General features: G+C 64.5%; 21 protein-coding genes. 14 read left to right on the top strand and 7 right to left on the bottom strand.

The features are described from left to right. The first annotated feature begins 444 nt into the window (after positions 1-444). Positions 445-987, top strand: coding sequence for a polyhydroxyalkanoate synthesis repressor PhaR (phaR, locus tag S101446_RS07135; protein ID WP_244184561.1), 543 nt, complete (start codon positions 445-447; stop codon positions 985-987). A 224-nt stretch (positions 988-1,211) separates the two neighbouring features. Here phaR and S101446_RS07130 read toward each other — a convergent pair whose 3' ends face one another. Further along, positions 1,212-2,558, bottom strand: coding sequence for an agmatinase family protein (locus S101446_RS07130; RefSeq protein WP_087608001.1), 1,347 nt, complete (start codon positions 2,556-2,558; stop codon positions 1,212-1,214). 14 nt (positions 2,559-2,572) lie between these two features. Next, the gene (locus S101446_RS07125; protein WP_019090395.1) at positions 2,573-4,060 is read right to left on the bottom strand and encodes an agmatinase family protein; all 1,488 of its coding nucleotides are present in this window, start codon (positions 4,058-4,060) and stop codon (positions 2,573-2,575) included. A gap of 599 nt (positions 4,061-4,659) precedes the next feature. On the opposite strand from S101446_RS07125, the gene S101446_RS07120 reads away from it, so the two are divergent. From S101446_RS07120 to S101446_RS07110, 3 genes are read left to right on the top strand one after another with little or no spacing between them, the layout of a single operon-like run. Beyond that, positions 4,660-6,207, top strand: coding sequence for a hydantoinase/oxoprolinase N-terminal domain-containing protein (locus S101446_RS07120; protein WP_087608000.1), 1,548 nt, complete (start codon positions 4,660-4,662; stop codon positions 6,205-6,207). Then, complete coding sequence (locus S101446_RS07115) at positions 6,200-7,288, top strand: DUF917 domain-containing protein (protein WP_087607999.1); 1,089 nt, start codon at positions 6,200-6,202, stop codon at positions 7,286-7,288. Before S101446_RS07120 ends, S101446_RS07115 begins: the two co-directional genes overlap by 8 nt. Before the next feature lie 17 nt (positions 7,289-7,305). After that, positions 7,306-8,604: a cytosine permease gene (locus S101446_RS07110; protein ID WP_087607998.1), complete on the top strand. Its 1,299-nt coding sequence runs from the start codon at positions 7,306-7,308 to the stop codon at positions 8,602-8,604. Here the strand turns inward: S101446_RS07110 and S101446_RS07105 are convergent. From S101446_RS07105 to S101446_RS07085, 5 genes are all read right to left on the bottom strand, one after another. Further along, positions 8,601-9,341, bottom strand: a complete 741-nt coding sequence (locus tag S101446_RS07105) for a lysophospholipid acyltransferase family protein (RefSeq protein ID WP_042710744.1) — start codon at positions 9,339-9,341, stop codon at positions 8,601-8,603. The genes S101446_RS07110 and S101446_RS07105 overlap by 4 nt on opposite strands. A 77-nt stretch (positions 9,342-9,418) precedes the next feature. Then, positions 9,419-10,108 (bottom strand): YdcF family protein, encoded by a 690-nt coding sequence (locus S101446_RS07100; protein ID WP_087607997.1) that lies wholly within the window; start codon positions 10,106-10,108, stop codon positions 9,419-9,421. Then, a complete protein-coding gene (locus S101446_RS07095) occupies positions 10,087-11,013 on the bottom strand; it encodes an FtsX-like permease family protein (protein WP_087607996.1) in 927 nt (308 codons plus the stop codon). Before S101446_RS07095 ends, S101446_RS07100 begins: the two co-directional genes overlap by 22 nt. Further along, positions 11,013-11,681 (bottom strand): cell division ATP-binding protein FtsE, encoded by a 669-nt coding sequence (locus S101446_RS07090; protein WP_010506546.1) that lies wholly within the window; start codon positions 11,679-11,681, stop codon positions 11,013-11,015. Before S101446_RS07090 ends, S101446_RS07095 begins: the two co-directional genes overlap by 1 nt. Before the next feature lie 20 nt (positions 11,682-11,701). Next, the gene (locus tag S101446_RS07085) at positions 11,702-12,109 is read right to left on the bottom strand and encodes a hypothetical protein (RefSeq protein ID WP_087607995.1); all 408 of its coding nucleotides are present in this window, start codon (positions 12,107-12,109) and stop codon (positions 11,702-11,704) included. A 135-nt stretch (positions 12,110-12,244) separates the two neighbouring features. Here S101446_RS07085 and S101446_RS07080 point away from each other — a divergent pair, with 135 nt between their 5' ends. From S101446_RS07080 to hslU, 10 genes are all read left to right on the top strand, one after another. Beyond that, positions 12,245-12,856, top strand: a complete 612-nt coding sequence (locus S101446_RS07080; RefSeq protein ID WP_087607994.1) for a chemotaxis protein CheW — start codon at positions 12,245-12,247, stop codon at positions 12,854-12,856. Then, entirely contained in the window at positions 12,853-14,223 is a 1,371-nt protein-coding gene (locus S101446_RS07075; RefSeq protein WP_087607993.1) for a CheR family methyltransferase, read from the top strand. The genes S101446_RS07080 and S101446_RS07075 overlap by 4 nt, the downstream gene beginning before the upstream one ends. Next, entirely contained in the window at positions 14,220-14,759 is a 540-nt protein-coding gene (locus S101446_RS07070) for a chemotaxis protein CheW (protein WP_010506538.1), read from the top strand. Before S101446_RS07075 ends, S101446_RS07070 begins: the two co-directional genes overlap by 4 nt. A gap of 6 nt (positions 14,760-14,765) precedes the next feature. After that, positions 14,766-16,448, top strand: a complete 1,683-nt coding sequence (locus S101446_RS07065) for a methyl-accepting chemotaxis protein (protein WP_010506536.1) — start codon at positions 14,766-14,768, stop codon at positions 16,446-16,448. A gap of 10 nt (positions 16,449-16,458) precedes the next feature. Next, positions 16,459-18,582, top strand: a complete 2,124-nt coding sequence (locus tag S101446_RS07060) for a hybrid sensor histidine kinase/response regulator (RefSeq protein ID WP_087607992.1) — start codon at positions 16,459-16,461, stop codon at positions 18,580-18,582. Next, positions 18,579-19,670: a chemotaxis-specific protein-glutamate methyltransferase CheB gene (gene cheB / locus S101446_RS07055; protein ID WP_087607991.1), complete on the top strand. Its 1,092-nt coding sequence runs from the start codon at positions 18,579-18,581 to the stop codon at positions 19,668-19,670. Before S101446_RS07060 ends, cheB begins: the two co-directional genes overlap by 4 nt. Positions 19,671-19,680: 10 nt before the next feature. Beyond that, on the top strand, positions 19,681-21,546 hold the full coding sequence (locus tag S101446_RS07050) for a response regulator (protein WP_087607990.1): 1,866 nt from the start codon (positions 19,681-19,683) through the stop codon (positions 21,544-21,546). 39 nt (positions 21,547-21,585) lie between these two features. Continuing rightward, positions 21,586-23,553: a response regulator gene (locus S101446_RS07045; RefSeq protein ID WP_087607989.1), complete on the top strand. Its 1,968-nt coding sequence runs from the start codon at positions 21,586-21,588 to the stop codon at positions 23,551-23,553. Between the two features lie 66 nt (positions 23,554-23,619). Next, positions 23,620-24,213, top strand: a complete 594-nt coding sequence (gene hslV / locus S101446_RS07040; RefSeq protein ID WP_026018371.1) for an ATP-dependent protease subunit HslV — start codon at positions 23,620-23,622, stop codon at positions 24,211-24,213. Continuing rightward, positions 24,213-25,526, top strand: coding sequence for an ATP-dependent protease ATPase subunit HslU (hslU, locus tag S101446_RS07035; RefSeq protein ID WP_019084477.1), 1,314 nt, complete (start codon positions 24,213-24,215; stop codon positions 25,524-25,526). The genes hslV and hslU overlap by 1 nt, the downstream gene beginning before the upstream one ends. Positions 25,527-25,593: the final 67 nt, after the last annotated feature.

Below are 25,593 nucleotides of genomic sequence, written 5' to 3'. Positions count from 1 at the left end.
TGGCGCGGCCGGGGAAACGCAGGTGGATACATCTGCGTTTTACAGGCAGGAGAACACGGGCTTCATGGCGGGACAGGGGGCGGAAATGGCCATCATCCCGGCATGGCCGGAACATGCGGATGGGGAACCGGGCCGGAGGGCGATATTGTTTTCCCATCCGGAATCACAATTAATGATCCGGCTCATGGCCAGTCCCTGATATTATGACATAATACAGGCTGTCTGGCGGTCATGGATGCAGGGACAGGCGCATGCCGCGCACTGAACCCATTGCCGCAGGGCTGGACATGGTCAGGGGGTGGGTATGAAAGGGCCATGCCGGGGGGGAAGTCCCCATGGCTGGCCTGCATGCGCAATGTCTGGCCGGGGTGGCCGCTGCCATCTGGGGGCGGTGTCATGGCCCATCGGGGTGTTACGGGCCTGATCCATGCGAAAGGAAGGCATTTGTCGGTATCTTCTGTTCCGGTAATCATCAAGAAATACGCCAATCGGCGGCTGTACGATACCGAACTTTCGGCCTATATCACCCTTGAAAACCTGATGGACATGGTGAAACAGGACCGTGCCTTCGTCATTCTTGATGCCCGCACGGGCGACGACATAACCCGTGGCGTGCTGGCGCAGGTCATGCTGGAAGAGGAAACCCGTGGGCGCGCCATGCTGCCGGTTGCCTTCCTGCGCCAGCTTATCCGCTGTTATGGTGACAGCAGGCAGGGCGAGGTTTCCGATTACCTGGAACGCATGATGGCCGAATTCATGGACCGGCAGTCCCCATCCGCGACCCCGGACGGATTGGAACAGCTGGGAAGGGAAAACGCCGCGGTGGTGCGGCAGGCCATGTCCCTGTTTACCTCCCTTTACGCCGTGGAACGGGTCGGGAACCGGACGGTGGAAAACCTTCTGCAGGAAATCATGGACCTGCGGCAGCAGGTTGCGGCCCTACAGGCCCGGCAGGGGACGGCGCCGGATGAAAAGGGCAGCCGCTGAAGGCACTTTGCCGGAGGGGATGCGCATCCCCCTCCGGCATGTGGTTCCGTATCTGGCGGATGGCGGGGTATCAGGACGTCCTGCAGATCATGCAGCCGTTTCTGGTAACGCTTTTCCGGCAACTTCAGGAAATGCCGCCTTTGTGGAAAAGGCAGCCCCCGGAAACTTTTGTTATTTTTCCATCAACCTGGTATTTTGCAACAGTCCTTCAGCATGGGATGGGATCATGTGTGCGGATGCCTGTTGAGGGCAATGCCCGTCAGGCATGCATGCATGATTGCATTGGCATTCTGGCCGGTCTGGTAGGTGGTATCGAGTACCGGGGCGGGATCAAGGAGTTCAAAGCCAACCACCGTGTTGCTGGCGCATATGCCCCGGACAAGGGGAATGGCCTCACGCATGGTCATGCCACCTGGTAGCGGGCGACCCGTGCCCGTGGCGTATGCGGGGTCAAGAACACTCAGGTCGAATGATACAATGACCTTATGCGCTTTTGTCTTCAGTTCATCATTCACGGTCTGCAACAGGGCCATCGTGCCGTGCTGCTCCAGTTCGGTGACCGGGTGCGTGACAACGCTGCCGGGACGCGATGTCGTGGGCTGGATGGATGGGGTGCCATCCCTTACGCCAACCTGAATGATATTCTGGGGCAGGACGCTGCCGTTTTCCACCAGCCGCCGTACGGACTGGTTATCCGCGCGCAGGTGTCCGTCATCTTCCCAGTCCGTTTCGCCATGCGCATCAAACTGCACGATTGATATGGCGTCATGCCCGTAGACGGATGACAGCCCGGATACATCGGGAAACATGACGGAATGATCGCCACCGATGACAAACGGGACAACATGCAGACGGGCCATCTGTGCGATCATGTCACGGATATGCGCTTCCGATCGTTCCACGCTCATGTAATCCACCGCGAGATCCCCGTAATCGGCCAGACGGAGCGCCGCGCCGGGATTGATGCCGGTATCGGGATCGGGGTCGCTGGCGCTGCCCGTCAGGTAATCCGCGGTCCGCAGCATCATGGGACCATGAAGGGCGTCACGCCAGCCGGTGCTGAAATCCTGTGGCACGCCGACGAAGGCAACCTCCACATGGCCTGCTTCCAGATCTTCGGGGTGGAGGGCGAACGGGGCGTGCGCGAAGGTGGGAATGCCGGTTTTCTGGTGGATGTAGCGGTCCAGGATGATGGGACCGGGGTCACGGTGCAGGTCATCAAGAATGGCGGGCCGGACAACGGTTTCCCCATTGAAGGCCAGGGCGGACGTGGTGTTTAGCGGAATATCGGGCTGATCGCCGGGCTGGAAGGCTTCTTTCGCCACGGCATTCATCATGGCATCAATATAATCCTTCGCCTCCACCGTGCTGCGTCCGGTCAGGACCATGCGCACCTTTTCCGGTGTCAGGCGGAATTCCGCCAGTTTGTGTGGATCGGTGGCGAAGGCGCGTTCCGCTGGTGTCAGGCCGGCCAGGGCATCGGGTTGCGCCGGGGCCTGTGCATGCGCCGGGGGGAATAACGGACCGGCCAGCACGGCTGCCAGGGTCGAAAGAAAGAGCATTTTGCGCATTGGATTACCCGTTCTCACTTTGATGTTCCCCCCAGGTGATCACGCTGATGATCGACGGTAAGCGGGCTGAGATAGTTTTTCTGCGTGATGCCTTTCTTGCGCATGGCAATGCCGGTCAGGCAGGCGTTGAGAAGGAAATTGGCGTTCAGCGCGGTCTTGTAGCTGGTGTCGAGATAGGGCGCGTACTCCACGATATCGAAACCGACAACATTCTTCTCGGCACACAGGCGGCGCAGGATCGGCTGTGCTTCCCGCAGGGTCAGGCCGCCGGGAACGGGCGTGCCCGTACCGGGGGTGAAGGCCGGGTCCAGCGCATCGATATCAAAGGAAATCCACAGCTTGTCCGTATTCTGGCTGGCTTCCGCCAGTGCGCGTTCCATGACGGCGTTCCAGCCGCGTTTTTCCACTTCCACCATGGTGTGGTAGCGCATGTTGTTATCGCGCATCCATTTGAAGCCCGCTTCCTCCGGCCCACGTGAGCGCAGGCCGACCTGAATATAGTTTTTCCCCTGCACGTGACCTTCATGGATGACCCGGTATACCGGCTGCCCATGATCGATCAGGTGGGGTTCGTTGTGCCAGGCGTCGTAGTGGGAATCGAAGTGCACGACCCCCACTTTCCCCTTGCCATAGACATCGGTAATGCCCGCCACGTCGGGATATTCCAGTGAGTGGTCACCGCCGACGACCACGGGGATGGAACCTGCACGGGCGATTTCCGCCACAGTGCGCCGCACTTCGTCAATGCTGCGTTCGGTGCTGAGATTGTCTATCGCCACGTCACCGTAATCGACGATCTTCAGTTCCTCGATGGGATCGACCATGGTGTACATGTCCGGCCCCCACGGTCCCTGTGCGCCGCGTGACGTGCGCATGTCCATCGGGCCGTGCTGTGCATCACGGAAGCCGGATCCCATGTTCAGTGGCGCCCCCACGATCGCGACATCCACCTTGCCCGCCTTCAGATCCTCGGGTGTCAGGGCAATGGGGGCATAGGCAAAGGTGGGAATGCCGCTGAACGACCCGTATTCGCCACCAATGTAACGTGTGATCTGGATCGGCCCCGGTTCACGTTTCGGATTGAGCTGCTGGGGAATGCGGGCATTCCATGCATTGAAACTGGGTGATTTCGTATCAAGGGGAATGCTGGCGGGATCCCGGCCCGGCTTGAAATCGACCTGTTCGGCAACCGATACCATGGCCGAGACATAGGCACTGATTTCTTCAGGTGTTTCTTTTTCCAGCTTGGCGAACAGTTGCGCAGGTCCCCCCGGTGGCCGGGCGAACATGTACAGCGCCGGGCTGGTCAGAAAGGCCTTCTGTTCATCGCTCAGGGCCGTCAGTCGGGGCTTCAGCACATCCGGTATGACAATTTTCGGCAGGGGCGGTGGCTTGTCCACGTCTGTCGCGCCGTCCGCAGCGGATACAGGGGCTGCCTGCGCCATGCCCAGACTGGAAAAGGACAGCATGGACGCGGCAAGAAGACACAGGTGCCGTGACATGGGCCTGCGTCTGCGTGGTCGTGCGGCCTCATGGTTGCAGGCAGATGGAAGGTAATGATCCCGGTTGGGGGACCGCACATGCTGTGTAACCATGAATATTTCCCGCCGTATGAAAATGCATCGGAATTGTGCCCGGATACTTTCGACCCCCCTTGTGGTGTCATGGAATACGCATTTCCGCGTATTGATCGCGGAGATGGAGAATTTCAAAATAACAGATAAATTTTCATAGATTATGAAGTAAACGATTAATAAATAACGATTTTAATACAAAACACATTACCTGTTAATAACAATTATAATAAAAAGCACATTTTCGTGAGTTGCGCTCATCCCCGCATGGTTGCCGTGGATGCCCTGCATGGGCGCAGCACCTGTCTATACAACCTTCATGCCGGCAGGGGCGGTAAGATCATCCAGCCGGAGCCATCACTGTATCGGTGCGCGCTGTCTGGCATGATGGCATGGGATAGTGGTTATGGTGACCGCAGGGAATGATGTTGACGGGCTCATTCATATCGTTACCATAACAATATGGCATCGGTGATTTACTGATTTCCACCGTTATTTCCGGTCTGTCGGATGGCAGGGACTTTTCCATGATCAGAATTGGCATTGATGTCGGCGGCACCAATACGGATGCTGCCATGATCACCCCGGACGGGGTGCTGGCATCGTGCAAGATATATACAACCGGCGATATCATGAGCGGCGTGCGCACAGCCCTGTCCCGGCTACTTGAAATATCGGGGCAGCCCGCATCTGCCGTCAGTGCGGTAATGATCGGCACGACTCATTTCACCAATGCGGTGGTGCAGCGCCGTGATCTTGCCCCTACCGCCGCCATCCGGCTTGGTCTGCCTGCATCCGCCTGTCTGCCGCCCATGACCGACTGGCCCACCGACCTGCGCGACGCCATTGCCGGGCGGGGCTACATGATTGCGGGTGGCAATGAGTTCGATGGGCGCGAAATAGCACCGCTGGATGAGACGGCCCTGCGCGGCATCGCGGCACAGTTGCGGGCGCAGGGTGTGGGATCAGTTGCGGTTTCGTCCATCTTTTCCCCCGTCAATGCGGAAATGGAACATCGGGCCGAAGCGATCCTGAACGCGGAAATGCCCGGTGTTCATGTCACGAAATCACACGAGATCGGTCGTATCGGCCTGCTGGAGCGTGAAAATGCCAGCATCCTGAATGCCTGTCTGCGTGATCTGTCGCGCACGGTCATCACCGCCTTTCGTGACGCGCTGGCGCAAAGTGGCATTCAGGGGGCGATGTACCTGACCCAGAATGACGGTACCCTGATGGATGCCGGTTTTGCCGAGCGTTTTCCCGTCATGACCTTTGCATCGGGACCAACCAATTCCATGCGTGGCGCGGCTTTCCTGTCGGGTGTCGCGGATGCGATCGTGGTTGATGTCGGCGGCACGACAAGTGACGCGGGGCTGTTGCGGGGCGGTCTGCCACGACAGGCCGGAATTGCGGTGGAAGTCGGTGGCGTACGGACCAATTTCCGTATGCCCGACGTGTTTTCCGTAGGGCTGGGGGGTGGTTCCATCATCCGGCAGGCGGAAGGCAGGATTACGGTGGGACCGGACTCGGTCGGTTACCGTCTTGCGGATGAAGGTATGGTCTTCGGCGGTGCGACCCTGACCACGACGGACATCATGGTGGCGGCGGGCGGCGCGTCGCTGGGGGACCGGTCGCGTGTGGGCGATCTGCCGCCCGCGCTGGTGCGTGACGCCCGGCGTGCCATCACCGCCCTGCTGGAACAGTGCGTGGAACGGGCACGTATTTCCGCCGATATGCTGCCGGTGCTGGTGGTGGGTGGTGGTTCAATCCTGGTCGATCATGAAACCCTTGCGGGCCTGCCGGTCATGAAACCCGCGCATTTCGCGGTCGCGAACGCGGTCGGCGCCGCGATTGCGCAGGTTTCGGGCGAAACCGACCGTGTCTACAGCCTTGCGACCGTGTCGCGTGACGCGGCGATGGCGGATGCGCGCAAGGGGGCGATGGATATGGCGATTGCCGCCGGCGCGGCCCCCGACGGGCTGGAGGTCATCGATATCGAGGAAATTCCACTTGCGTACCTGCCGGGTAACGCCACGCGCATCCGTATCAAGGTAATCGGGGATCTGCATGTCTGAATGGGGTTATGTGATCGGGGAGGAAGACCTCCTGCCCCTGTCACTGGGCTGTGCCGTGCTGGGCACCGGTGGTGGGGGCAATCCCTATCTGGGCATGCTGCGCACGCGCGAACTGATCCGCGCAGGCGCGCAGGTGCGTATCATTCCCTTTGACGCGCTTGATGATACGGCAACGGTCTATGCCCTAGGCAGTATTGGCGCGCCGGTGGTGGGGGTGGAAAAGATAAAGCGTGGTGACGAATGCTTGCATGCCCTGCGCGCACTGGAACGGACGACCGGACGTCGGGCAGATGCCCTGATTTCGGAGGAAATCGGGGGATCAAACGGTATCGAACCGATCGCGATTGCAGCACAGGCGGGGTTGCCGGTACTGGATGGGGATGGCATGGGCCGTGCCTTTCCCGAAGTGCAGATGACGACGTTCTTCATTTACGGGCAGGCGTGCTCACCCGCCGCCGTGGCGGATGACAAGGGTAATGTCGTCACCTTCGACCCGGTGGATACCATGTACCGGCTGGAGGCACTGGCGCGCGCGGTCACGGTGCAGATGGGCGGCAGCGCCGGCATGTGCACCGCCCCCATGGGCATGGCTTTCATCCGGCGCGCGGCATTGCCCGGCACGGTAACACAGGCCCTGCGTATCGGGCGGGCCATAGTCGATGCGCGGGCGACGCGGGCGGATGTGCTGGAACGCCTGCTGGTCGTGGCCGACGCGACATTGCTGTTTACCGGCAGGGTCACGGCGGTCGTGCGGGAAATGAAGGGCGGTTTTTCCGTCGGCATGGTCATGGTCGCGGGCAATGGCGCGTATGCGGGATGCACGGCACGCATCGCCATCCAGAATGAAAACCTGGTGCTGTGGGTGGATGACGCGGTGATGGCCTGCGTGCCCGACCTGATCATGATGGTCGAACACGAAACGGGGGAACCCATTACGACGGAACTGGTCAAGTACGGCCTGCCCGTCGCGGTGATCGGCCTGCCCGCGCACGATCTGCTGCGGACAGCGCAGGCGCTGGATGTCGTCGGGCCGCAGGCGTTTGGTTATGCGGAGATTGATTACGATACGCACCGGCTCTGACGGGCGGGGGAGGTACGATGTCCCCGGATGGCGATTATCTGACCGAAACCGTGCCGCAGGGTGTCGCCCTGCCATGGTGGCGTGTCGCGCTGATGATGTCGGCTTTCAGCGTGTCCCTGCCAACACTGGTGACAGGGGTCGATCTGGCGCGTGTGACCACCATGCCTGGTTTCGTGACTGGCATGCTGGCGGGTGGCCTTATCCTGACCATTATCGGCTCCCTTATGGGGATTGTGGGCGCGCGCACGCGGCTGAGTTCATACATGCTGGCCCGGCTGGTCTTCGGGGAACGGGGGGCGATGGCGCTCAATGCCGCCTTTGCCGTGTCCCTGCTGGGGTGGTTCGGGGTCAATATCGACCTGTTTGCCGATGGCATGCGCGTTCTTCTGGCAACGCTATGGGGGTGGCATGGGCCCATCTGGCCGGTGGAACTGGGCAGTGGGCTGCTCATGACCCTGACCACCACGGTGGGGCTGTGTGCGATTGACCGGCTGTCGCTGGTGCTGACGCCGCTACTGTTCCTTGCGACCGTCTGGCTGCTGCTGTGCGCTCTGGATGTGCCGCATGCGGGCATCATGGATCATATGCCCCATGGTCATGCGTTGCGGATGGGCGATGTCATTTCCGCCGTGGTGGGCGGGGTGGCGGTTGGTGCGGTCATCATGCCAGATCTGTGCCGTTTTCTGCATCGCGACAGGGATGTCGTGCTGGTGTCCGTGTGTGCGTATCTGCTGTCCGCCTCGTTTGTCATGTTTGCGGGCGGTGTCGCGGGCGTTCTGGTCCCGCAGGGCGGAATGCTGCAGATCATGTTGCATATGGGGCTGGGACTACTGGCCTTCGGGCTGGTATTCGGTGGCACATGGACGGTCAACGCACTGAACCTGTACAGCGTGATATTGAGTGCCGCCACAGTGTTTCCCGCCCGATCGCACCAGACCAGTCGCCCTGTCCTTACGCTGGCATGCGGCCTGCTTGGGACCGTGCTGGCGTTTGGGGGGCTGCTGGATCACTTTATCGCTTTCCTGTTCTATCTCTCCATCGCCTTTGTCCCGGTGGCAGGCATCGTCACTGTCGACTTCTTTGTCCTGCATGCACTGGATCACGACAGCATGGTCCATGCGGCCCGCAGGCCGGTGGTCTGGCGTGCCTTCGTTTCATGGGCGGCGGGAACGGGGATCAGCCTGCTGGCGTCAGCAGGGGTGGTGACATTAACGGGAATTGCTGCCTGTGATGCGATCCTTGGGGCAGGTATGACCCATGCCCTTGCCGGTTTTGTGGGCAGGCGCGTGGCAGGGCGCGCCGTGCGCCGTCCCTAGGCGGGATTGGCGGGGGTTGCCTGCGCGGGCACCGGCAGTCCGTGACGGGTGCAGAGTTGCCGCCACGCCTGGCCAATGGCGGGCAGCAGTTGCGCCCGCCGCAGCCCTGCGGGCAGGGGCGCGCCTACGACAATATGGATGGTGCCCGGGCGTTTCAGCAGCCCGCCGGGTTTCCAGTACAGCCCCGCATCCGTCGCCACGGGAATGACCGGCAGCCCGGTATGGGTGGCAAGGGCGGCAATGCCCGGCTGCAGGCTGACGGGGGCACCGGGGGCCGTGCGCGTGCCTTCGGGAAAGATGATGATCTGCCGCCCGTCGGCCACGGCTGCATCGGTTGCGGCCAGCAGGGCGCGCAGGGCCTTTGCCTTGCCATCGCGGTCCACGGGTATCATGCCGCTCAGCCGCAGCATGGGGCCGACCAGTGGTATGCGCTCCAGTTCGCGCTTCATGACATAGGCCGGGCGCGGCACGAGGTTCATCCAGACCAGCGTATCGAATTCGGACTGGTGCTGGCACGCCAGCAGGCATGGACCGGCAGGCAGGTGCTCCATGCCGCTGACCTGTATGTCGATCCGGCAGATATGCCGCAGCCCCCGCAGGGTCAGCCCCGTCCATGCCTTGGCATAGGCCAGCGCCCGCCCGGGTGCGAACAGCCGGATGGGAAAGGCCAGAATGCCCATGATGATGGTCAGCAGCAGGAAATACAGGTTGAAGGCAAACGCGCGCAGTACTGTCATCACGAACGGGTCCATCAGTGTGAATGGGTTTTCCTAACACCAGAAAACCGGCGTCAGGACAAGCGGCGACCCGGTATTCAGCCCATGACGGGGGGCGCGCCGGGGCGGGTATCGGTATGGTTGATCAGGCCGTGCAATGGCCGCGTCAGGCGCGCGACATCCAGGCACGCCAGCAGCCATTTGTCATATTCCGTCACCATGAGCCGTATGGTGGCGGGATGCAGCAGGTGCTGCAGCGCGGGTGATTGGATCGGGTAACCATACAGTCGCACATCGGGCACCGTGCGCGCGATTTCCATCATGGCGCGGCGGATATGGTACCCCGCCGTCACCACGACCAGGCTGCGGATATGGTAGGCCCGCACCCAGGCCGCCGTTTCATCCGCGTTGCCCAGCGTGGACGTGGCGCTGTGGCCCAGTGTCGTGCGCATCCATAATGCCAGTGGCGTGGGCTGTGGCTGGTGGCGCAGGAAATCACCCAGCGTCGCATGCAGGTCCACGCCGGAAATCAGCAGCCGGTCCGCATCGCCTTGCGCCAGCAGGCGCAGGGATTCGTCAATCCGGCCCTGCCCGCCCGTCAGCGCCACGATCCCGTCCACATGCGGCGGCCGTGCGGGGGGACGCATGGCGTCACGGGTAAACCATGCCAGTCCCGCCATCCATGCCAGCACGGTGGCCAGTATGCCCGTGGCCAGCAGCCTGCGGCGGAAGGGGGAAGGTCGTCCATTGCCGTGTGGCGACCGTGTCATGGCAGGCGGCGCAGCCATGCCCGCACGGTCAGCTGGGTTGTGACCCAGCCCGTCATGCCTGCCGCGGGCGGCAGCGCCAGCAGCATCCATAACAGCGCATGCGGCACGATGTCCGCCCATGCACGGGGATCGCGCCAGTCCACGGGGGCCGTGGCCTGCGCATCGGTCACGGCGGAAAAGGGAGCGGCCAGATGCGACATGGCCAGCAGCATGGGAAGTGCCGCAAGACTGCCCCCCAGTCCCCCAACCAGCGCCAGCAGCCCCACGCGGGATGCGAACCGCCCGGCAATATAGCTGTCCATCGCACCCAGCGAATGGATCAGCGCAATGGCCTGCCGCCGGGTCTGCAGGCCCGCGCGTGTCGCGGCCATGACCACGCACACCGCCACCGTCATCACGATCAGCACGGCCAGCAGCGCACAGGCCTGCAGGCTTGCGGCCAGGGCGGCCAGCCGGTCGCTCCATACACTGTCATGTTCGACCATCACGCCCGGGGCAATGGCTTCCAGCCGGGGCAGCAGGGGGGGCATCGGGTCCTGTCCGGCCGCCGTATGCACCTCGATCACGGCGGGCAGGGGCAGGGATGCATCCCCGGTCTGCTCGATCCACGGGGCCAGCAGGCTGCGCAGTTCCGCGTCACTCAGCCGGTGCGCCGTGATGATGCCGGGGGCATGGGTCAGAATGTCCTGCACGGCCGCGATCCGGGTGCCCGAACCGGCGGCGGGGTCATCGGGGCCGGGCACCTGCACGGTTGTTACGGCCCCCGCGCCATGGGTCCAGCGCTGCGACAGGCCATGCGCCGCAATTCCCCCCGCCAGCGCCAGCGCCGCAAGGAAGGACATGGCCGCGACAAGAAATGGCAGGAATTGCCCCGGCAATGCCTGGTGCAGGGCCAGTCCGTCATGATAGCGCCTGCGTGCCATCAGCGGTAATCCCGCACCATGTGGCCATGCGCCAGTTCGATGGCGGGGGCGGGATATTTTTCCACGATCGCGTCGTTATGGGTGGCCACCACGATGGTCGTGCCCAGTTCCGCCAGCCGGTGGAACATGGCCATGAGGCGGCCCGCCTGCCGTTCATCCAGCGCATTGGTCGGTTCATCCGCCAGAAGCAGGGCGGGGCGGTAGATCACCGCGCGCGCGATCGCGACCCGCTGCTGCTCCCCCCCCGAAAGCTGCAGCGGCCGTGCGTCCAGACGGTTTTCCAGCCCGACCCATTTCATGATGGCGTGGACCTCGTGGGCGATCTCGTCCTCCGCGCGGTGCTGCAGGCGCAGCGGGAGGGCGACGTTGTCAAACACGCTCAGGTCGGGCAGCAGCCGGAAATCCTGCCATACCGTCCCGATGCGGCGGCGCAGGCGCGCAAGGTTGCTGCGCCGCGCCTGCATGACCGGCACGCCCAGTATTTCCACCATGCCGGCACTGGCCTGCACCTCCAGCGACAGGATGGACAGCAGCGATGACTTGCCCGCACCCGAGGGGCCAAGCAGCCAGCGGAATTCACCCTGCGGCACGTCAAGGCTGATATGTGACAGCGCGGCCACCCCGGCGCTGCCGCCATGGGCGTAACTGACATCATGCAGGCGGAACATGCGGGCGGCCCTGTCTGTCTTTACATGGTGCGCGCGGCAATGGTGGACAGCGTGGCGCACAGCGCCGCGGCCGCCATGAGCAGCAGCCCGTCAAAGACCAGCGAGGACGGGGTCAGCAGGTGGGACCCCACCTCCAGGTGGTCGGGAATGGAATGCGTGACATGCGCGATCATGTCGCGTGTCTGCGGGTCGCTGCCCACGGCGCCGTTCACGATCCCGATGATATGGGGCAGCGCGCTCCACCCGATGCCAAGGATCAGCACCAGGGGGGCGACCAGTTCCGATACCTGCTGCACCAGATAGAACAGGAAGTAGAAAACCGACCATACCGCCAGCCGCACGATACGTGGCATATTCACCCTCCCCGCGGCATTGGTGGCGGGGGGCAGCGTGCGATCCTGCGGCTGGTTGGAAAAGGGACTGTCCATTAAAACAAGACTCCGGTCATGGGTGTTGCTTCCCGGGATTGTTGGAAACGCATTCCAGACCGAGGTAGCGACCGCTTGTATTAAATGCAAACTTCTGCCTTGTGCATATGGGAAACAGCAGGTGCGCCGTCGCTAATGGATTACGCCACGCCACAGCAGGACAAGGGATATGGATCGGGCCGGTTGCCATTGCCGCCCGTCATGATCTTTCGCGTCGGTTCGCGGCAGTACGGCCTGCCCGCGGGCCTCGTGGTCAGGGAATGCATGCCCGTGCCCGAACTCATGCCGGTGGCCGTGTCGCTGCCACATGTATCGGGCTGGTTCCGGCTGGGGGCGACCATGGTGGTGGTGATCGACCTTGGCGTGCTGCTGGGTGAACGCACGCAGGCGGTGCGCCGGCCCGTGGACCTGCTGTACTGCCCGCTGCTGCTGTGCAACCTGCCCGGCGGGGGCAGCGTGGCCCTGCTGGTGGACGCGGTATGCGCGGTTGCGCGACCCGTTCCCGTTGCATCCGGCACGGTTGACGGTGACATGGCGGGGGACAGTGACGCAGGGCGGGAACTGGAACTTGGGGATGGTGGCATTGCATTCATGTTGCGCATGACCGACATCATCAATGATGATGAACGCATGCGGCTGGATACCCTGATGGAACGTACCCGTGCGCGCGCCACCCTGTGGGCCGCGATCGATACACCGCAACCCGACATGCCCGGTGACGACGGGCATGGGGAAGGGCGTTCATGACCGGACCGGCCGCCTTTCCCCCCGCGGGCCTGCGGCGGCTGCTCAACGCGGTCACCCGCCGCACGGGGCTGCACTACTATATGGACAAGGCCGACCTGCTGGAACAGGTGGTGGGCGCGCGCATGGCGCTGCATGGCTGCCGTACCTGCCATGACTACCTTGCCCTGCTGGCTGATGGGGCGCGGGGCGACAGGGAATGGCGGGAACTTGAATCCGCCATCACCATAGGGGAGACGTTTTTCTTCCGTTATGCCGAACAGTTCGCGGCCCTTGAACGCACCATCCTGCCACGACTGATCCGCCGTGCGCGGGCCACGCGCCACCTGCGGATATGGAGTGTCGGCTGTTCCAACGGTGCCGAACCCTATTCCATCGCCATCCTGCTGACGCGCCTGCTGGACGAGGCGGGGATGAACCCCGCTGACTGGCATGTCGAAATCCTGGGCACCGATATCAGCACCCGCGCCCTTGAACAGGCGCGGCAGGCCGAATTCAGCGCATGGACCCTGCGTGACATAGCCCCTGCGCAGTGCGCCGCGTGGTTCGCCCCCGTCAGTCCGCGGATATGGCGGCTGCATGAATGCTATCGCCGCATGGTCCGGTTTCGGTACAGCAATGTCCTTGACCTGCTGCGGCCCGATGGTGGGCCGCCGGGGCCATTCGACCTGATCCTGTGCCGTAACGTGCTGATCTATTTCGCGCAGGCGCAGGCGCAGGCGCTGGTCCATGCCATGGCGGGCCGGCTTGCGCCCGAAGGCTGGATCCTGCTGGGGCATTCCGAACCCGCGTCCTGTTTCGCGCCCAGCCTTGAAACCGTGCGCCTGCCGGGCACGCTGGCGTTTCGCCTGCCCGCGAAGCAGGGCGGGGACGCGCGGGATGCGCCCGTCGCGTCCGACATGCCCCGGCGCAGGCCCACGCGCGCGCTGGTGCCCGTGCCCGCCGTGGACAGCGTGGCTGTCGCAACCGAAATCCGGCAGCTTGCTGATACGGGACAGGTTCCGCTGGCCATGCGCATGTGCCGTGACCACCTGCTGCGCCATCCCATGGATACCCGCATCCATTTCCTGTTTGCCGTGCTGGCATGGGGTGAAGGCAGCCTGCTTCAGGCCGAGGAATCGTTTCGCCGGGTCATCTATCTGTGCCGCGACCATATCATGGCGCGCTGCTACCTTGCCCGCCTGCTGGAAGATGCAGGGGGCTGCGTGGAGGCAAACCGGCTTCGCCAGCAGATGATGGAACTGGCCCGCCGTCGCCCGCCCGATACCGTGCTGCCCGATGGGGACGGCATGACGGCGGGGGGACTGCTGCGCCTGGCCCGGCAGGCCAGTGAGGCACCGGCAGTCCGTCATGCGCAGGTGACATCGTGACGGAAAACGGGGACATCACGCCACCATCGGGCAAGGACGCCTTCGCCCGGCGGGTGCTGCATGAACGCGCGCGGATCATGGCTGCGCGCGGGCGGGACCAGGCGGGGGCGGCTGCGGGGCGGCTGCTGGTCATGCTGGACCTTGCGGGACAGGCCTGCGGGGTGGACCTGCATGCCGTGCTGCGCGTGACCGATCCGGTCTGGAGTGATATGCCCCGCAGGCCCGACTGCCCGCCCGGTGTACGCGGCGTGCATGGCTATCAGGCCGACCTGTATACCGTATTCGACCTTTCGGTCCTGCTGGGGGGCGCGCCGCTGGAGGCGCCTGGCGTGATGCTGCTGCTGCGTTCGGTTTCCAGCATTCCGCTGGGGCGCATCGCCCTGCTGGCCAGTGGTGCCGCGGGCACCGTGGAAATCACGGGCACGCCCACGCCGCTTACGCCTTCGGGCTTTCCCCAGGCCAGCCTGCCCGATGGGCGGAGCCTGACCGTCATTGATCCCGCGCGCCTGTTTTCTTCCCGTTATGTCGGAGTGTGAAGTCCCGTGACAATCGCCAATCGCCTGCTGTTCGGTTTCATGGTCGGTGTCCTGCTGATGGTATCGCTGGGTATCTACGCGCTGGGACAGATCCGGGAGGTGCGTGATGAAATGACGATCATCGTCACCCGCGACCTGTCGGTCTATCGTGAACTGACGCATATCCGCGCCAATGAAAACGACCTTGTCGCCCGCAGGCTTGCCATCCTTGCGCATTATTACGCCCATGATTTCGAAACCGCCCCCGCCGTGCTGGAGGACGCCATCGCCGGATGGGATGAAAAGGCGCGCGACGCGGACAGGCTGCTGGCGGGCGTGCTGTCGCGCGCGGAAGAAGGAAGCAGGCTGGCCCGCAGCGACGACCAGCGCGAGATGTTCAATACCGTCGCCAGCCAGTTGCGTGACATTTCCGCGCAGTTCCAGATGGATACGCACGGCGCCGCCATGCTGTTCCAGGCCATACGCGCGGGCAATGACGCGGGCGTGCGCGAACAGGCATCGCGTATCGACAGCCGCGAACAGTCGATAGACCTGCTGGTGGGGCGGGCGGCGTCCCTGCTGGACCACGGGGTGCAGGTGGCCGAAACGCAGGGGGCGGCATCGTATGATTACAGCCGCCGTTCGCTGGCCATCGGCATGGCGGGGGCGGTTGTCGTCGCCCTGATCGTGACCTTCTGGACGCGGCGTTCGATTATGGAACCGATCTCGTCCATCATGCATGTGATGGAACGCGTGGGGCAGGGCGACCTTGCCACCCGCGCCAAGGTGGGCGGCATGGGCGAGGACCGGGACGAGGTCGCCCGCCTTGCCGCGGGCCTGAACCGCATGATCGACGGCCTGCGGGAAATCGCGCGCCAGAGCGGGGAAGTCACCCAGAACCTTGACGCCGCCGTGGCCGAGATCCGCGCCTCCACCCAGCAGCAGGCCGCAAGCGTGGAAGAACAGTTTGCCGCGGTGCAGGAAACGGCGGCCACCGTGGATGAAATCACCCATTCCGGCGCACAGATCAGCAAGCGCGCGCGTGAAGTCATTTCCTCGGCGGAGGTGATTGTCCACAGTTCCGCAAGCGGGCTGGAAGCGGTGGAGGAAACGGCCCGCGCCATGGCCCACACCCATGACGGGGCGGAAGCCGTGGCGTCGAACATCGTGGCCCTGTCCGAACGGACCGAGGCGATCAGCGAAATCATCGCATCGGTCAACGACCTGTCCGAACGTTCCCACCTGCTGGCGCTGAATGCCGCGATCGAGGCGGCGGCGGCGGGCGAACATGGCCGTTCGTTCGCCGTGGTGGCGGCGGAGATGAAGATCCTGGCCGACCAGTCGCGCGATGCGACGCAGAACGTGCGGGCCATCCTTGGTGACATCCAGCGCGGCATCAACACCTCCGTCATGCTGACGGAGGAAGCGGTCAAGCGTGTCTCGGCAGGGAAGGAACGCACCGACATCGCCTACCGTACCATCGAACGCATGACCGGCGGGATCGAGGAAGGCGTGCATGCCTTCCAGCAGATCGTGGCGTCGACCAACCAGCAGCAGATCGGCATTGAACAGGTCATGACCGCGCTGCAGAGCATCCGCCAGGCCAGCCAGCAGACATCGGCGGGCACCCGCAATCTGGAGGTCTCGGCCAGCAACCTTGGCAAGCTGTCAAAACAGCTTCTGACCATTTCCGCACGTTACCAGACCTGACGGCCCGGCCGTGGATACCCTTCGCGACGAACTTCTGGCGGTATTCGATGCGGAATACCGCGACCATCTGCGCGTGATCCGCGGCATCGTGGCCGTTGGCTGCCCGGATGCGCAGGGGCTGGCGGAAATCTTCCGGCGTGTCCACTCGCTCAAGGGGGCGGCGCGCGCGGTGGAACTGCCGGTGGTCGAAGGGGTGGCCCATGCGCTGGAAAATCGCCTGTCGACCCTGCAGGCGGCCCGCGCCCTGCCAGATGAAGCCGACCTGAAGGCGATTACCGATACACTTGACGAGGTGGACCTGCTCATGACCGCGGCCCCGGCGGGGGCGGATGCCCATGCGCCGGATGAGGACGCGCCCGCCGCCACGGCCATGGAAAACCCGGCCTATGTGCAGGTGCCTGTCGCACGGCTCGATGCGCTGGCCTCGGCGGTGCATGATCTTATGTCCGTGGCCGAACGGCATGAACGTCTGTGGGCGCAGGTGATGGACCTGCTGGATGAATCCCGCGCGGTCATGCATGCGCCCGAACGCATGCGCGCCGATCCCGTGGCCGAATTCGCGCGCATGACGCGCAGGCTCATGACGGTGGGGCGCGAACGTGAACTCATGTCCGGGCAGATCGACCGCGCGCTGCTGCGGCTGGGGGAGGAAGTCCATGCCGTGACCCTCGTGCCCGCCGAAAGCGTGTTCGGCTCCCTTGCCGCCATGGCCCGGCGTATCGCCCGCGAACATGGCGGGCCGGATGCAGGCGTGGACGTGCACATGCATGGCATGGAGGTCCAGACCGAACGCCGCGTGATGCAGGCCCTGCGCGACCCGGTGGTCCACCTTGTGCGCAACGCCATCGTGCACGGGCATGAAACCCGTGCCCGGCGGCTGAAGGAAGGCAAGTCCGAACGCCTGAACATCACCATCGCCGTCACCCTGACGGGCGTGCGGCTGCAGGTCGCGGTCAGTGATGACGGGCGCGGGCCGGACCTGCAGGCGATTGCCGCGCGCGCGGCGGGGCAGGGGCTGGTCCATGCCGATGCGCCGCTGGAGGCGCGGCAACTGCTGGCGCGCGTGTTTGAACCGGGTTTTTCCACGCGTGGCCAGGCGGATACGCTGGCCGGGCGCGGGGTTGGCCTGTCGGTGGTGGCGGAAGCGGCGCGCGCCCTGCATGGCACCGTGCGCATGGAACAGCGCCAGCCCGCGGGGACGACCGTCACCCTGACCGTGCCGGTGTCCCAGCGCCAGCGCACCGTGCTGCTGGTGGAAAATGCCGGGCAGTCGCTCGGCCTGCCCGGACGCGTGATCCGCCACCTGCTGCGGGTGCGGCGTGATGAGATCCGGCTGCTCAATGGCGCGCCCTTCGCCGTGGTGCCGCATCCCAATGACGGCACGCAGCCAGTGGCCGGCCAGGCCGGGAAACAGGCCGAGGACCTGGTGCCGCTGGTGCCGCTGCGGGCCTTTGTGGGGGATGAGAACGCGCCGTTGCCCGTGCGCGACGGCGCAGTCAGCGTCGTGGTGATGGAGGTGGATGGCGTACGCTGCGGCTTTGCGGTGGAACGCATGGTGGATGTGCGCACGCTGCTGGTGTCGGACGCGACAGCCGTGGGGCTGGACAGCGAACTGGTCCCCGGCATTGCCTGGCAGCGCGAGGACCAGCCCGTCTTCATCCTCAGCCCCGACCGGCTGTTTGCGCGCTGGCGGCTGCGGGGCAATGGTGGTGGCGTCTGCTTCAGCGACGTGGATGAAGCCGCCCCCGTGGTGCCCGTGCGCCATGCGCCGCTGGTCATGGTGGTGGATGATTCGATCACGACCCGGACACTGCAGAAAACTATATTGCAGTCCCATGGTTACGATGTCTGCCTTGCGGTGGATGGGGAGGAAGCGCTGGCGATGCTCCAGCAGTCCTCGCGGCATGTGGATGTGGTGGTGACGGATGTCGAAATGCCGCGCATGGATGGCTTCGCCCTGCTGGCGGCCATGCGGGCCGATCCCCACCTGTCGGGCATACCGGTTGTCCTGATGACATCACGGGACGAGGGGGATGACGTGCGCCGGGGCATGGAAGGCGGCGCACGTGCTTACCTGACCAAACAGAAATTCGACCAGGGTGAACTGATCGACACCATAAAGGGGCTGTTGTGAACGATGTGACGCCCCAGCCCCCGCGCCGCGTGCTGATCGTGGAGGATTCGGCGGTGCTGCGCCACCTGCTCATGCGCGTGGTGACGGGCGACCCGCGCCTGGAACTGGTGGAGGCCGTGGAAACGGCCGAGGAGGCGCTGCGCCTTGTCCCGCGCCTGCGCCCCGATGTGATTTCCATGGATATCTGCCTGCCCGGCATGGATGGGCTGGAAGCCACGCGGCAGATCATGGCGCATTTTCCAACCCCCATCGTGATCGTCAGTGACACCGTCGGCGCGCAGGCGACGCAGGTTTCCATGAACGCCCTGCGGTCGGGGGCGCTGTCGGTGATCGAGAAACCGCAGGGCCTGTCGGGTGCTGCCGGCGCAGCCGTGGCGCAGGGAATTGCCACGCAGTTGTATATCATGAGCCAGGTGCCCGTGATCCGCCGCCGCCTGATGCAGGCCGAACCCTTCCGGCACAAGGGCATGTGGACGCGCCCGCTGGATATCCGTCCGCGCATCCTTGCCCTTGCGGCCTCAACCGGGGGGCCTACGGCCTTTGCCCGCGTGCTGGGCGACCTGCCGGCGGATTTCGCGCTGCCGGTGGTGCTGGTGCAGCATATGGGCCATCCCTTCATGGAAGGGTTCGCGGCCTGGCTGGACCAGCATGTGGCCCTGCCGGTCATGCTGGCGCAGCACGGCATGCAGCTGGAACGCGGCCGGGTGCTGGTGGCGCCAGGCAACCGGCACATGACGGTCGGCCCGCGCGGTGACGTGCTGCTGCATGATGATGCGGTGGTGCAGGGGCAGCGGCCATCGGCCGATGTGCTGTTTTCTTCCGTGGCCCGCGTGTTTGGCGCGGACAGCCTTGGCGTGCTGCTGACCGGCATGGGCGAAGACGGCGTGGCGGGGCTGGGCCGTATCCGTGGCGCCGGTGGCTATACCATTGTCGAAGACCGCAGCACCGCCGTCATCCACGGCATGCCGGGGGCCGCCGAACGCGCGGGGGCTGCGTGCATAAGCCTGCCGGTGCATGAAATCACCCCGCATATTCTCCGGATCATGGCAGGTGGCCAGATCCCTTCCGAAGGCCCCCTAGCAGGATGATGACGCCCCGATGCCGCTGACTGACCAACAGGACCATGCCGACACCCTGCTGCTGGTGGAGGATTCGGACACGCAGGCCCTTCGTATCCGCCGCATGCTGGAAGGCCACGGCTTTCACGTCCACCGCGTGGCCAGCGGGGAGGAAGCGCTCGATACCCTTGACGAACGCCTGCCGGGACTGGTGATCGCCGACTACCACCTGCCGGGCATGAATGGCGGGCAGCTGGCCCGCCAGCTGCGCATGAACGCGGTCACGCGCACCATTCCCGTCCTGATCCTGACGGAGGGGATCGAACCGGGGCTCGAGCGCGAGGGGCTGGAAAGCGGGGCGGACGCCTATATCCCCAAGTCATCCGACCCGGCGCTGATCGTCTTCCGTATCCGCGCGCTGCTGCGTGAACATGCGGCGCATGCGCCATCCCTCCTGCCGCAGCGCGTGTTCCGGCGCGCGCGTATCATGGTCATCGCCCCCGAACCCGCCCACCGGCGCGCGGTGCCCGAACTGATCGACCAGTTGCGGCGTGACGGGCATATCGTCACCCTGTGCCCCGATCCCTCGCTGCTCAGGCCGTCCCTGCTGCATGACCCCGACCATGTGCCCGACTGCGTGGTGATCGACCTGGCGTGCCGGGAATTCGACGGGCTGGAAGTCTGCCGCAAGCTTGACGAATGGCGGCAGAAGGACCTGCTTTCGGGTAACGTGCCGCCGCGTATCCTGGGGGTGGATGGCGCACCCCGGCCCGATGCGAAGGAATTTTCTGCCCGCGTGTTCGAGGCGGGGATAGACGATCTCGTCTCGCGCGATGTGGGGCCTGCGGCGCTGGCGCTGCGCATTCGGGTGCTGGTGCGCCGCAAGCTGTTGCAGGATGACGTGCGCCGGATCGAGGTCGAGCGCCAGGCGCGTGAGATCGCGGTCAAGAGCGCCAGGGCGGAGGCCGCGGCCATCGCGTCCAAGGCATCCCTGGCCGAGGCGCTGGAACAGGCCAACCGCGAACTGGCCGACGCCAACCGCAAGCTGATCGAGACACAGGGCAAGCTGGTGCAGACGGCCAAGATGGCGTCACTGGGTGAACTGGTGGCGGGCATCGCGCATGAAATCAACAACCCGCTGGCCTTCATCCTGGCGCACAAGGATACGGTGGCGCGTGGTCTGGACCGCGTGATCGGGATGGAAGCCGACAGCGCCGATCCCGGCCATGACGACCGGACCGCGATCCTGAACAAGTGCCGCGACCGGGTGGGATCCATGAACATGGGGCTGCGGCGTATCCAGAACCTTGTGCTGAATCTGCGCAAATTCTCGCGACTGGATGAAGGGCTGTTCCAGCTGATCGACGTGCCGGAGGCGCTGGAAACCGTCATGGCGCTGCTGACACAGAAGCTGGGCAACGGGATTGTGGTCAGACGCCGGTACGAAGCCCCGGACCGGCTGTACTGCCAGGCGGCGCTGCTCAATCAGGTCATCATGAATATTATCAGCAATGCGGCCGATGCAATTCTTGCCGCCCAGCCTGATGATATGTCTGTCCGTGGCGGGATCGCGGAAGGGGAAATCGAGATACACACGTTCCTTGCGCATAACGGGGACGGGCGGGACAGCTACGTCTTTGTCATTACCGATAGTGGCCCCGGCATCGCGCCTGATGTGCAGGAACGTATTTTCGAGCCGTTTTTCACCACCAAGCCGGTTGGTGCCGGAACCGGGCTGGGGCTTGCGATCGCCTACAGCGTGGTGCAGGCCCACCAGGGCAGCCTGTCGGTTGGCGCCGCGCCGCAGGGCGGGGCGCGCTTCACCATTTCCGTGCCATGGAATCCCGGTCCGGGGAACGAGGGGCAGGCAGCCCCGTCCCGGCCTTTATCCGATCAAGCGCGTTGAGGCACCCCGCGTGGCCTTCGTGCAGGGAGTTGCAGACCAATGAACACCAACCCCGCGACGCAGCCGCGCCCTGTTGTCCTGCTGGTGGATGACGAAGCCGAGATCCTTGTGGCCCTGACGGACCTGCTGGAAGATACCTTTACCGTCCTGTCCACCACATCCCCCACCGAGGCGCTGGACATCCTCGCCGCGCGCAACGACGTGGACGTGATCGTATCCGACCAGCGCATGCCCGAAATGGGTGGCGACGTGATGCTGGCGCGCGCGCGTGCGCACAGCGATGCACAGGCCATCCTGCTGACGGGTTATGCCGATATCGGGGCGGTGGCGGCGGCGCTGAACCAGGGGCGGATCTCGTTCTATTCGCACAAGCCATGGGACCCGGACGCCCTGCGCGCCATGATCGTGCAGGCCGCGGACTACCACCGGCTGGAACGTGAACTGCGCACCGAGCGCATGCTGCTGCACGGCCTGCTGGACAACCTGCGTTCGGGGCTGGGGTTCAAGGACGCGCAGGGCCGCTTCATCCGCATCAACCGGCAGGCCGCCGATTTCTATGGCCGCGATATCGCAGGCTGCCTTGGCCATACGGAGGAGGAGCTGTGTGACGCGGACCTGCTGCCCCTTATCCGTGCGGCGCATGAACGCCTGCATGCCGAGGGCCGGGACGAGGAAACCGTCGAACTGCCCGCCCATATCCGTGGCGGCGTGCAGGGACGGTGGCGCGAGATCACGCGTGTTGTGCTGGGGGCGCTGGGCGACGGGTCGGCGTGCTCCGTTGTGATCAACCGTGATATTACCCGCCAGCAGGAAATGGCCGCCCGCCTGCGTCAGGCGGAAAAGATGCAGGCTTTGGGCACGCTGGCCGGTGGCATCGCGCATGATTTCAACAACCTGCTGACCGCCGTCCTCGGTTCGCTTGAACTGGTGCGCGACATGGGGCCGGAAACGGGGCCGATGGCGCGCCTGCTGGATAATGCATCCGCCGCCGCGCAGCGCGGGGCGTCACTGACGCGCAGGCTGCTTAATTTCAGCCGCCCGCGCGACCTCAGCCTTGAGCCGGTGGACGTGAACGCCCTTTTGCATGGCATGAACGACCTGCTGGCGCAGACGGTGGTGTCGCGGCAGGGGAAAAGCGGCGGCGCGCCATGCGCCATCGTGGTGGATACGGCAGCGTCGGACGGAATGCTGCCGCCGGTCTGCACCGATGCGGGGCAACTGGAACTGGCGGTGCTCAACCTGTGCATCAACGCCGTGGACGCCATGCCCGAAGGCGGGCTGATAAAGGTATCCACGGCGCTGAAGCGGGTGAAGGAAATCGTGGCGGGCACGAATCTTGTGCCCGGCGAATATGTCATGGTTTCGGTGACTGATCAGGGCGTTGGCATGTCGCCCGAGACGCTGGCCCGCGTGTTCGAACCCTTTTTCACCACCAAGGATGTCGGGCGTGGCACCGGGCTGGGCCTGTCCATGATCTACGGCTTCATCCGCCACGTGGGCGGCGAGGTACAGGTGCGCAGCAGGCCGGGCGAGGGCACGCGCGTGGACCTGTGCCTGCCGGTGCAGGGCGGTGGCAACGCCACGGATGCCCCGGTCGCCGCCGTGGCCGCCACCCCGGCGGAGGGCGCGGGCCAGCGCGCGCTGCATGTCATGGTGGTGGATGATGAACCGGGCGTGCGCGCGGTGACGGCGGGATTCCTGCGCGCGCGCGGGCATGAGGTGCATGAATACGCCAGCGGCACCGCCGCCGTGCAGGCCATGGAGCAGGGGCTGGGACTGATCGACCTTGTGATCATGGACGTGATGATGCCGGGCATGGGGGGCATGGAGACGGCCCATCACCTGCAGGCGCTGCGCCCGGGACTGCGGGTGCTGTACCTGACGGGATACGCCAATGCCGGCGCTCTGCCGGCGGGCAGCGCCGATGTCATGCACAAGCCCTTTACCCGTGCCGATCTGGCCGCCCATATCGACCGGATCATGCACCGCGCCCCGCAGGAGGCATAGGGGCGCCGCACCGTCGGGGCGTTCTTGCCCCTTGTGCTGGCGTGAGAACGTTTTATTTCTATTGATATGCAAGAATATCATTCATCTCCCCATGACCCTGTCGGGTGGCATGGAACAACCATCTTATGTGTCCGGCGTGATGGCCAGGTTGCCATGGCGGGCGATGGGCAGGTGACGCTGGGCGCCACCGTGATCAAGGGCAATGCCCGCAAGGTGCGCCGCATCGGCCCCACTGGGCAGATCCTTGCCGGGTTCGCAGGGGCCACGGCGGATGCCTTCACCCTGCTGGAACGGCTGGAAAACAAGCTGGAACGCTACCCCAACCAGCTGGAACGCGCCTGCGTGGAACTGGCGAAGGACTGGCGCACGGATCGCTACCTGCGCCGGCTGGAGGCAATGATGGCCGTGGCGGATGCCGAACGCTCCTTCACCCTGACCGGCAATGGCGACGTGCTGGAACCCGAGGACGGCATCATCGCCATCGGTTCGGGCGGCAATTACGCGCTGTCGGCGGCACGCGCGCTGCTGGGGATCGCGGGACTGCCGGCGGTCGACATCGCACGGCGGTCAATGAAGATCGCCGGTGACATCTGTGTTTACACCAATCATTCCGTCATTGTGGAAACACTGGGCGCGGATGCGCAGGACGGAGCGGCGTAATGGAAATTCCCAATCATTCCCCGCGTGAAATCGTGGCCGAACTGGACCGCTACATCATCGGCCAGGCCGATGCGAAGCGTGCCGTGGCCATTGCGCTGCGCAACCGCTGGCGGCGCGCGCAGCTGACCGATGCGATGCGTGACGAGGTCGTGCCCAAGAACATCCTGATGATCGGGCCGACGGGTTGCGGCAAGACCGAAATCGCGCGCCGTCTGGCCAAGCTGGCGCAGGCGCCCTTCCTGAAGGTCGAGGCCACGAAATTCACCGAAGTCGGTTATGTCGGCCGCGACGTGGAAAGCATCGTGCGTGATCTGGTCGAGGCCTCGATCAACATGCTGCGCGACCTGCGGCGCAAGGACGTGGAAAAGAACGCCGAACAGGCGGCCGAGGACATCCTGCTCGACGCCCTGGTGGGCGAAGGCGCTTCGTCCGAAACCCGGAACAAGTTCCGCCGGATGCTGCGTGCCGGTGAACTGGAAAACAAGGAAGTCGAGATCTCGATTGCCGAAGGGGGCAGCCCGTCACCGTCCGACATGCCGAACATGACGCCCGGTGCGGTCATCAACTTCTCCGATATGATGAAGGGCTTCATGAACCGCATGCCGCAGCAGAAGCGCATGACGGTGGCTGCCGCCCGTGCCGCCCTGATCCGGCAGGAAGCGGACAAGATGCTGGATACCGAAACCCTGACGCGTGAAGCCGTGGCCCATGCGCAGGACCATGGCATTGTCTTCCTTGATGAGATCGACAAGGTCTGTGCCCGTGCGTCCGAAGGGGGATCGCGTGGCGGCGACGTATCACGTGAAGGGGTGCAGCGCGACCTGCTGCCCCTGATTGAAGGGACGACGGTTTCCACCAAATACGGCCCCGTGCGCACGGACCATATCCTGTTCATCGCATCTGGCGCATTTCATATTGCCAAGCCGTCCGACCTGCTGCCCGAACTGCAGGGGCGTCTGCCCATCCGCGTGGAACTGGCGTCGCTGACGCGTGACGACCTGCGCCGGATACTGACCGAGCCGGAGCATTCGCTGCTGCAGCAGTACGTCGCCCTGCTGGGCACGGAAAAGGTCACGCTGTCCTTTACCGATGGCGCGATTGACGCGCTGGCGGAACTGGCGGCCGACATCAATGAACGTGTCGAGAATATCGGCGCGCGGCGTCTGGCCACCGTGCTGGAACGCCTGCTGGAAGATGTATCCTTCACTGCTGCCGACAGGAGCGGGGAGGATGTGGTGATCACGGCCGATGATGTCCAGAACCGGGTGGCCCCCCTGGCCCGCAAGGGTGATCTGAGCCGCTTTATCCTGTAGGGCAGTAACTGCCGGTGCAGGGGGCCGCGCCACAGGGTGCGGCCTTTTGCGTTCCGTCCCGTTTTCC

The organism is Komagataeibacter europaeus (assembly GCF_002173515.1).
Classification (GTDB): domain Bacteria; phylum Pseudomonadota; class Alphaproteobacteria; order Acetobacterales; family Acetobacteraceae; genus Komagataeibacter; species Komagataeibacter europaeus.
Note: the sequence above shows the minus strand (reverse complement) of the source record. Positions and strands in the feature narration are given on the sequence as shown.

Bases quoted from the DNA above. Each gene is read 5' to 3' on its own strand.
- S101446_RS07130 (WP_087608001.1), bottom strand. From the start codon at position 2,558: ATGCGCAAAATGCTCTTTCTTTCGACCCTGGCAGCCGTGCTGGCCGGT.
- S101446_RS07125 (WP_019090395.1), bottom strand. From the start codon at position 4,060: ATGTCACGGCACCTGTGTCTTCTTGCCGCGTCCATGCTGTCCTTTTCC.
- S101446_RS07120 (WP_087608000.1), top strand. From the start codon at position 4,660: ATGATCAGAATTGGCATTGATGTCGGCGGCACCAATACGGATGCTGCC.
- S101446_RS07115 (WP_087607999.1), top strand. From the start codon at position 6,200: ATGTCTGAATGGGGTTATGTGATCGGGGAGGAAGACCTCCTGCCCCTG.
- S101446_RS07110 (WP_087607998.1), top strand. From the start codon at position 7,306: ATGTCCCCGGATGGCGATTATCTGACCGAAACCGTGCCGCAGGGTGTC.
- S101446_RS07105 (WP_042710744.1), bottom strand. From the start codon at position 9,341: ATGACAGTACTGCGCGCGTTTGCCTTCAACCTGTATTTCCTGCTGCTG.
- S101446_RS07100 (WP_087607997.1), bottom strand. From the start codon at position 10,108: ATGGCTGCGCCGCCTGCCATGACACGGTCGCCACACGGCAATGGACGA.
- S101446_RS07095 (WP_087607996.1), bottom strand. From the start codon at position 11,013: ATGGCACGCAGGCGCTATCATGACGGACTGGCCCTGCACCAGGCATTG.
- S101446_RS07090 (WP_010506546.1), bottom strand. From the start codon at position 11,681: ATGTTCCGCCTGCATGATGTCAGTTACGCCCATGGCGGCAGCGCCGGG.
- S101446_RS07085 (WP_087607995.1), bottom strand. From the start codon at position 12,109: ATGGACAGTCCCTTTTCCAACCAGCCGCAGGATCGCACGCTGCCCCCC.
- S101446_RS07080 (WP_087607994.1), top strand. From the start codon at position 12,245: ATGGATTACGCCACGCCACAGCAGGACAAGGGATATGGATCGGGCCGG.
- S101446_RS07075 (WP_087607993.1), top strand. From the start codon at position 12,853: ATGACCGGACCGGCCGCCTTTCCCCCCGCGGGCCTGCGGCGGCTGCTC.
- S101446_RS07050 (WP_087607990.1), top strand. From the start codon at position 19,681: ATGCCGCTGACTGACCAACAGGACCATGCCGACACCCTGCTGCTGGTG.
- S101446_RS07045 (WP_087607989.1), top strand. From the start codon at position 21,586: ATGAACACCAACCCCGCGACGCAGCCGCGCCCTGTTGTCCTGCTGGTG.
- hslV (WP_026018371.1), top strand. From the start codon at position 23,620: ATGCAAGAATATCATTCATCTCCCCATGACCCTGTCGGGTGGCATGGA.
- hslU (WP_019084477.1), top strand. From the start codon at position 24,213: ATGGAAATTCCCAATCATTCCCCGCGTGAAATCGTGGCCGAACTGGAC.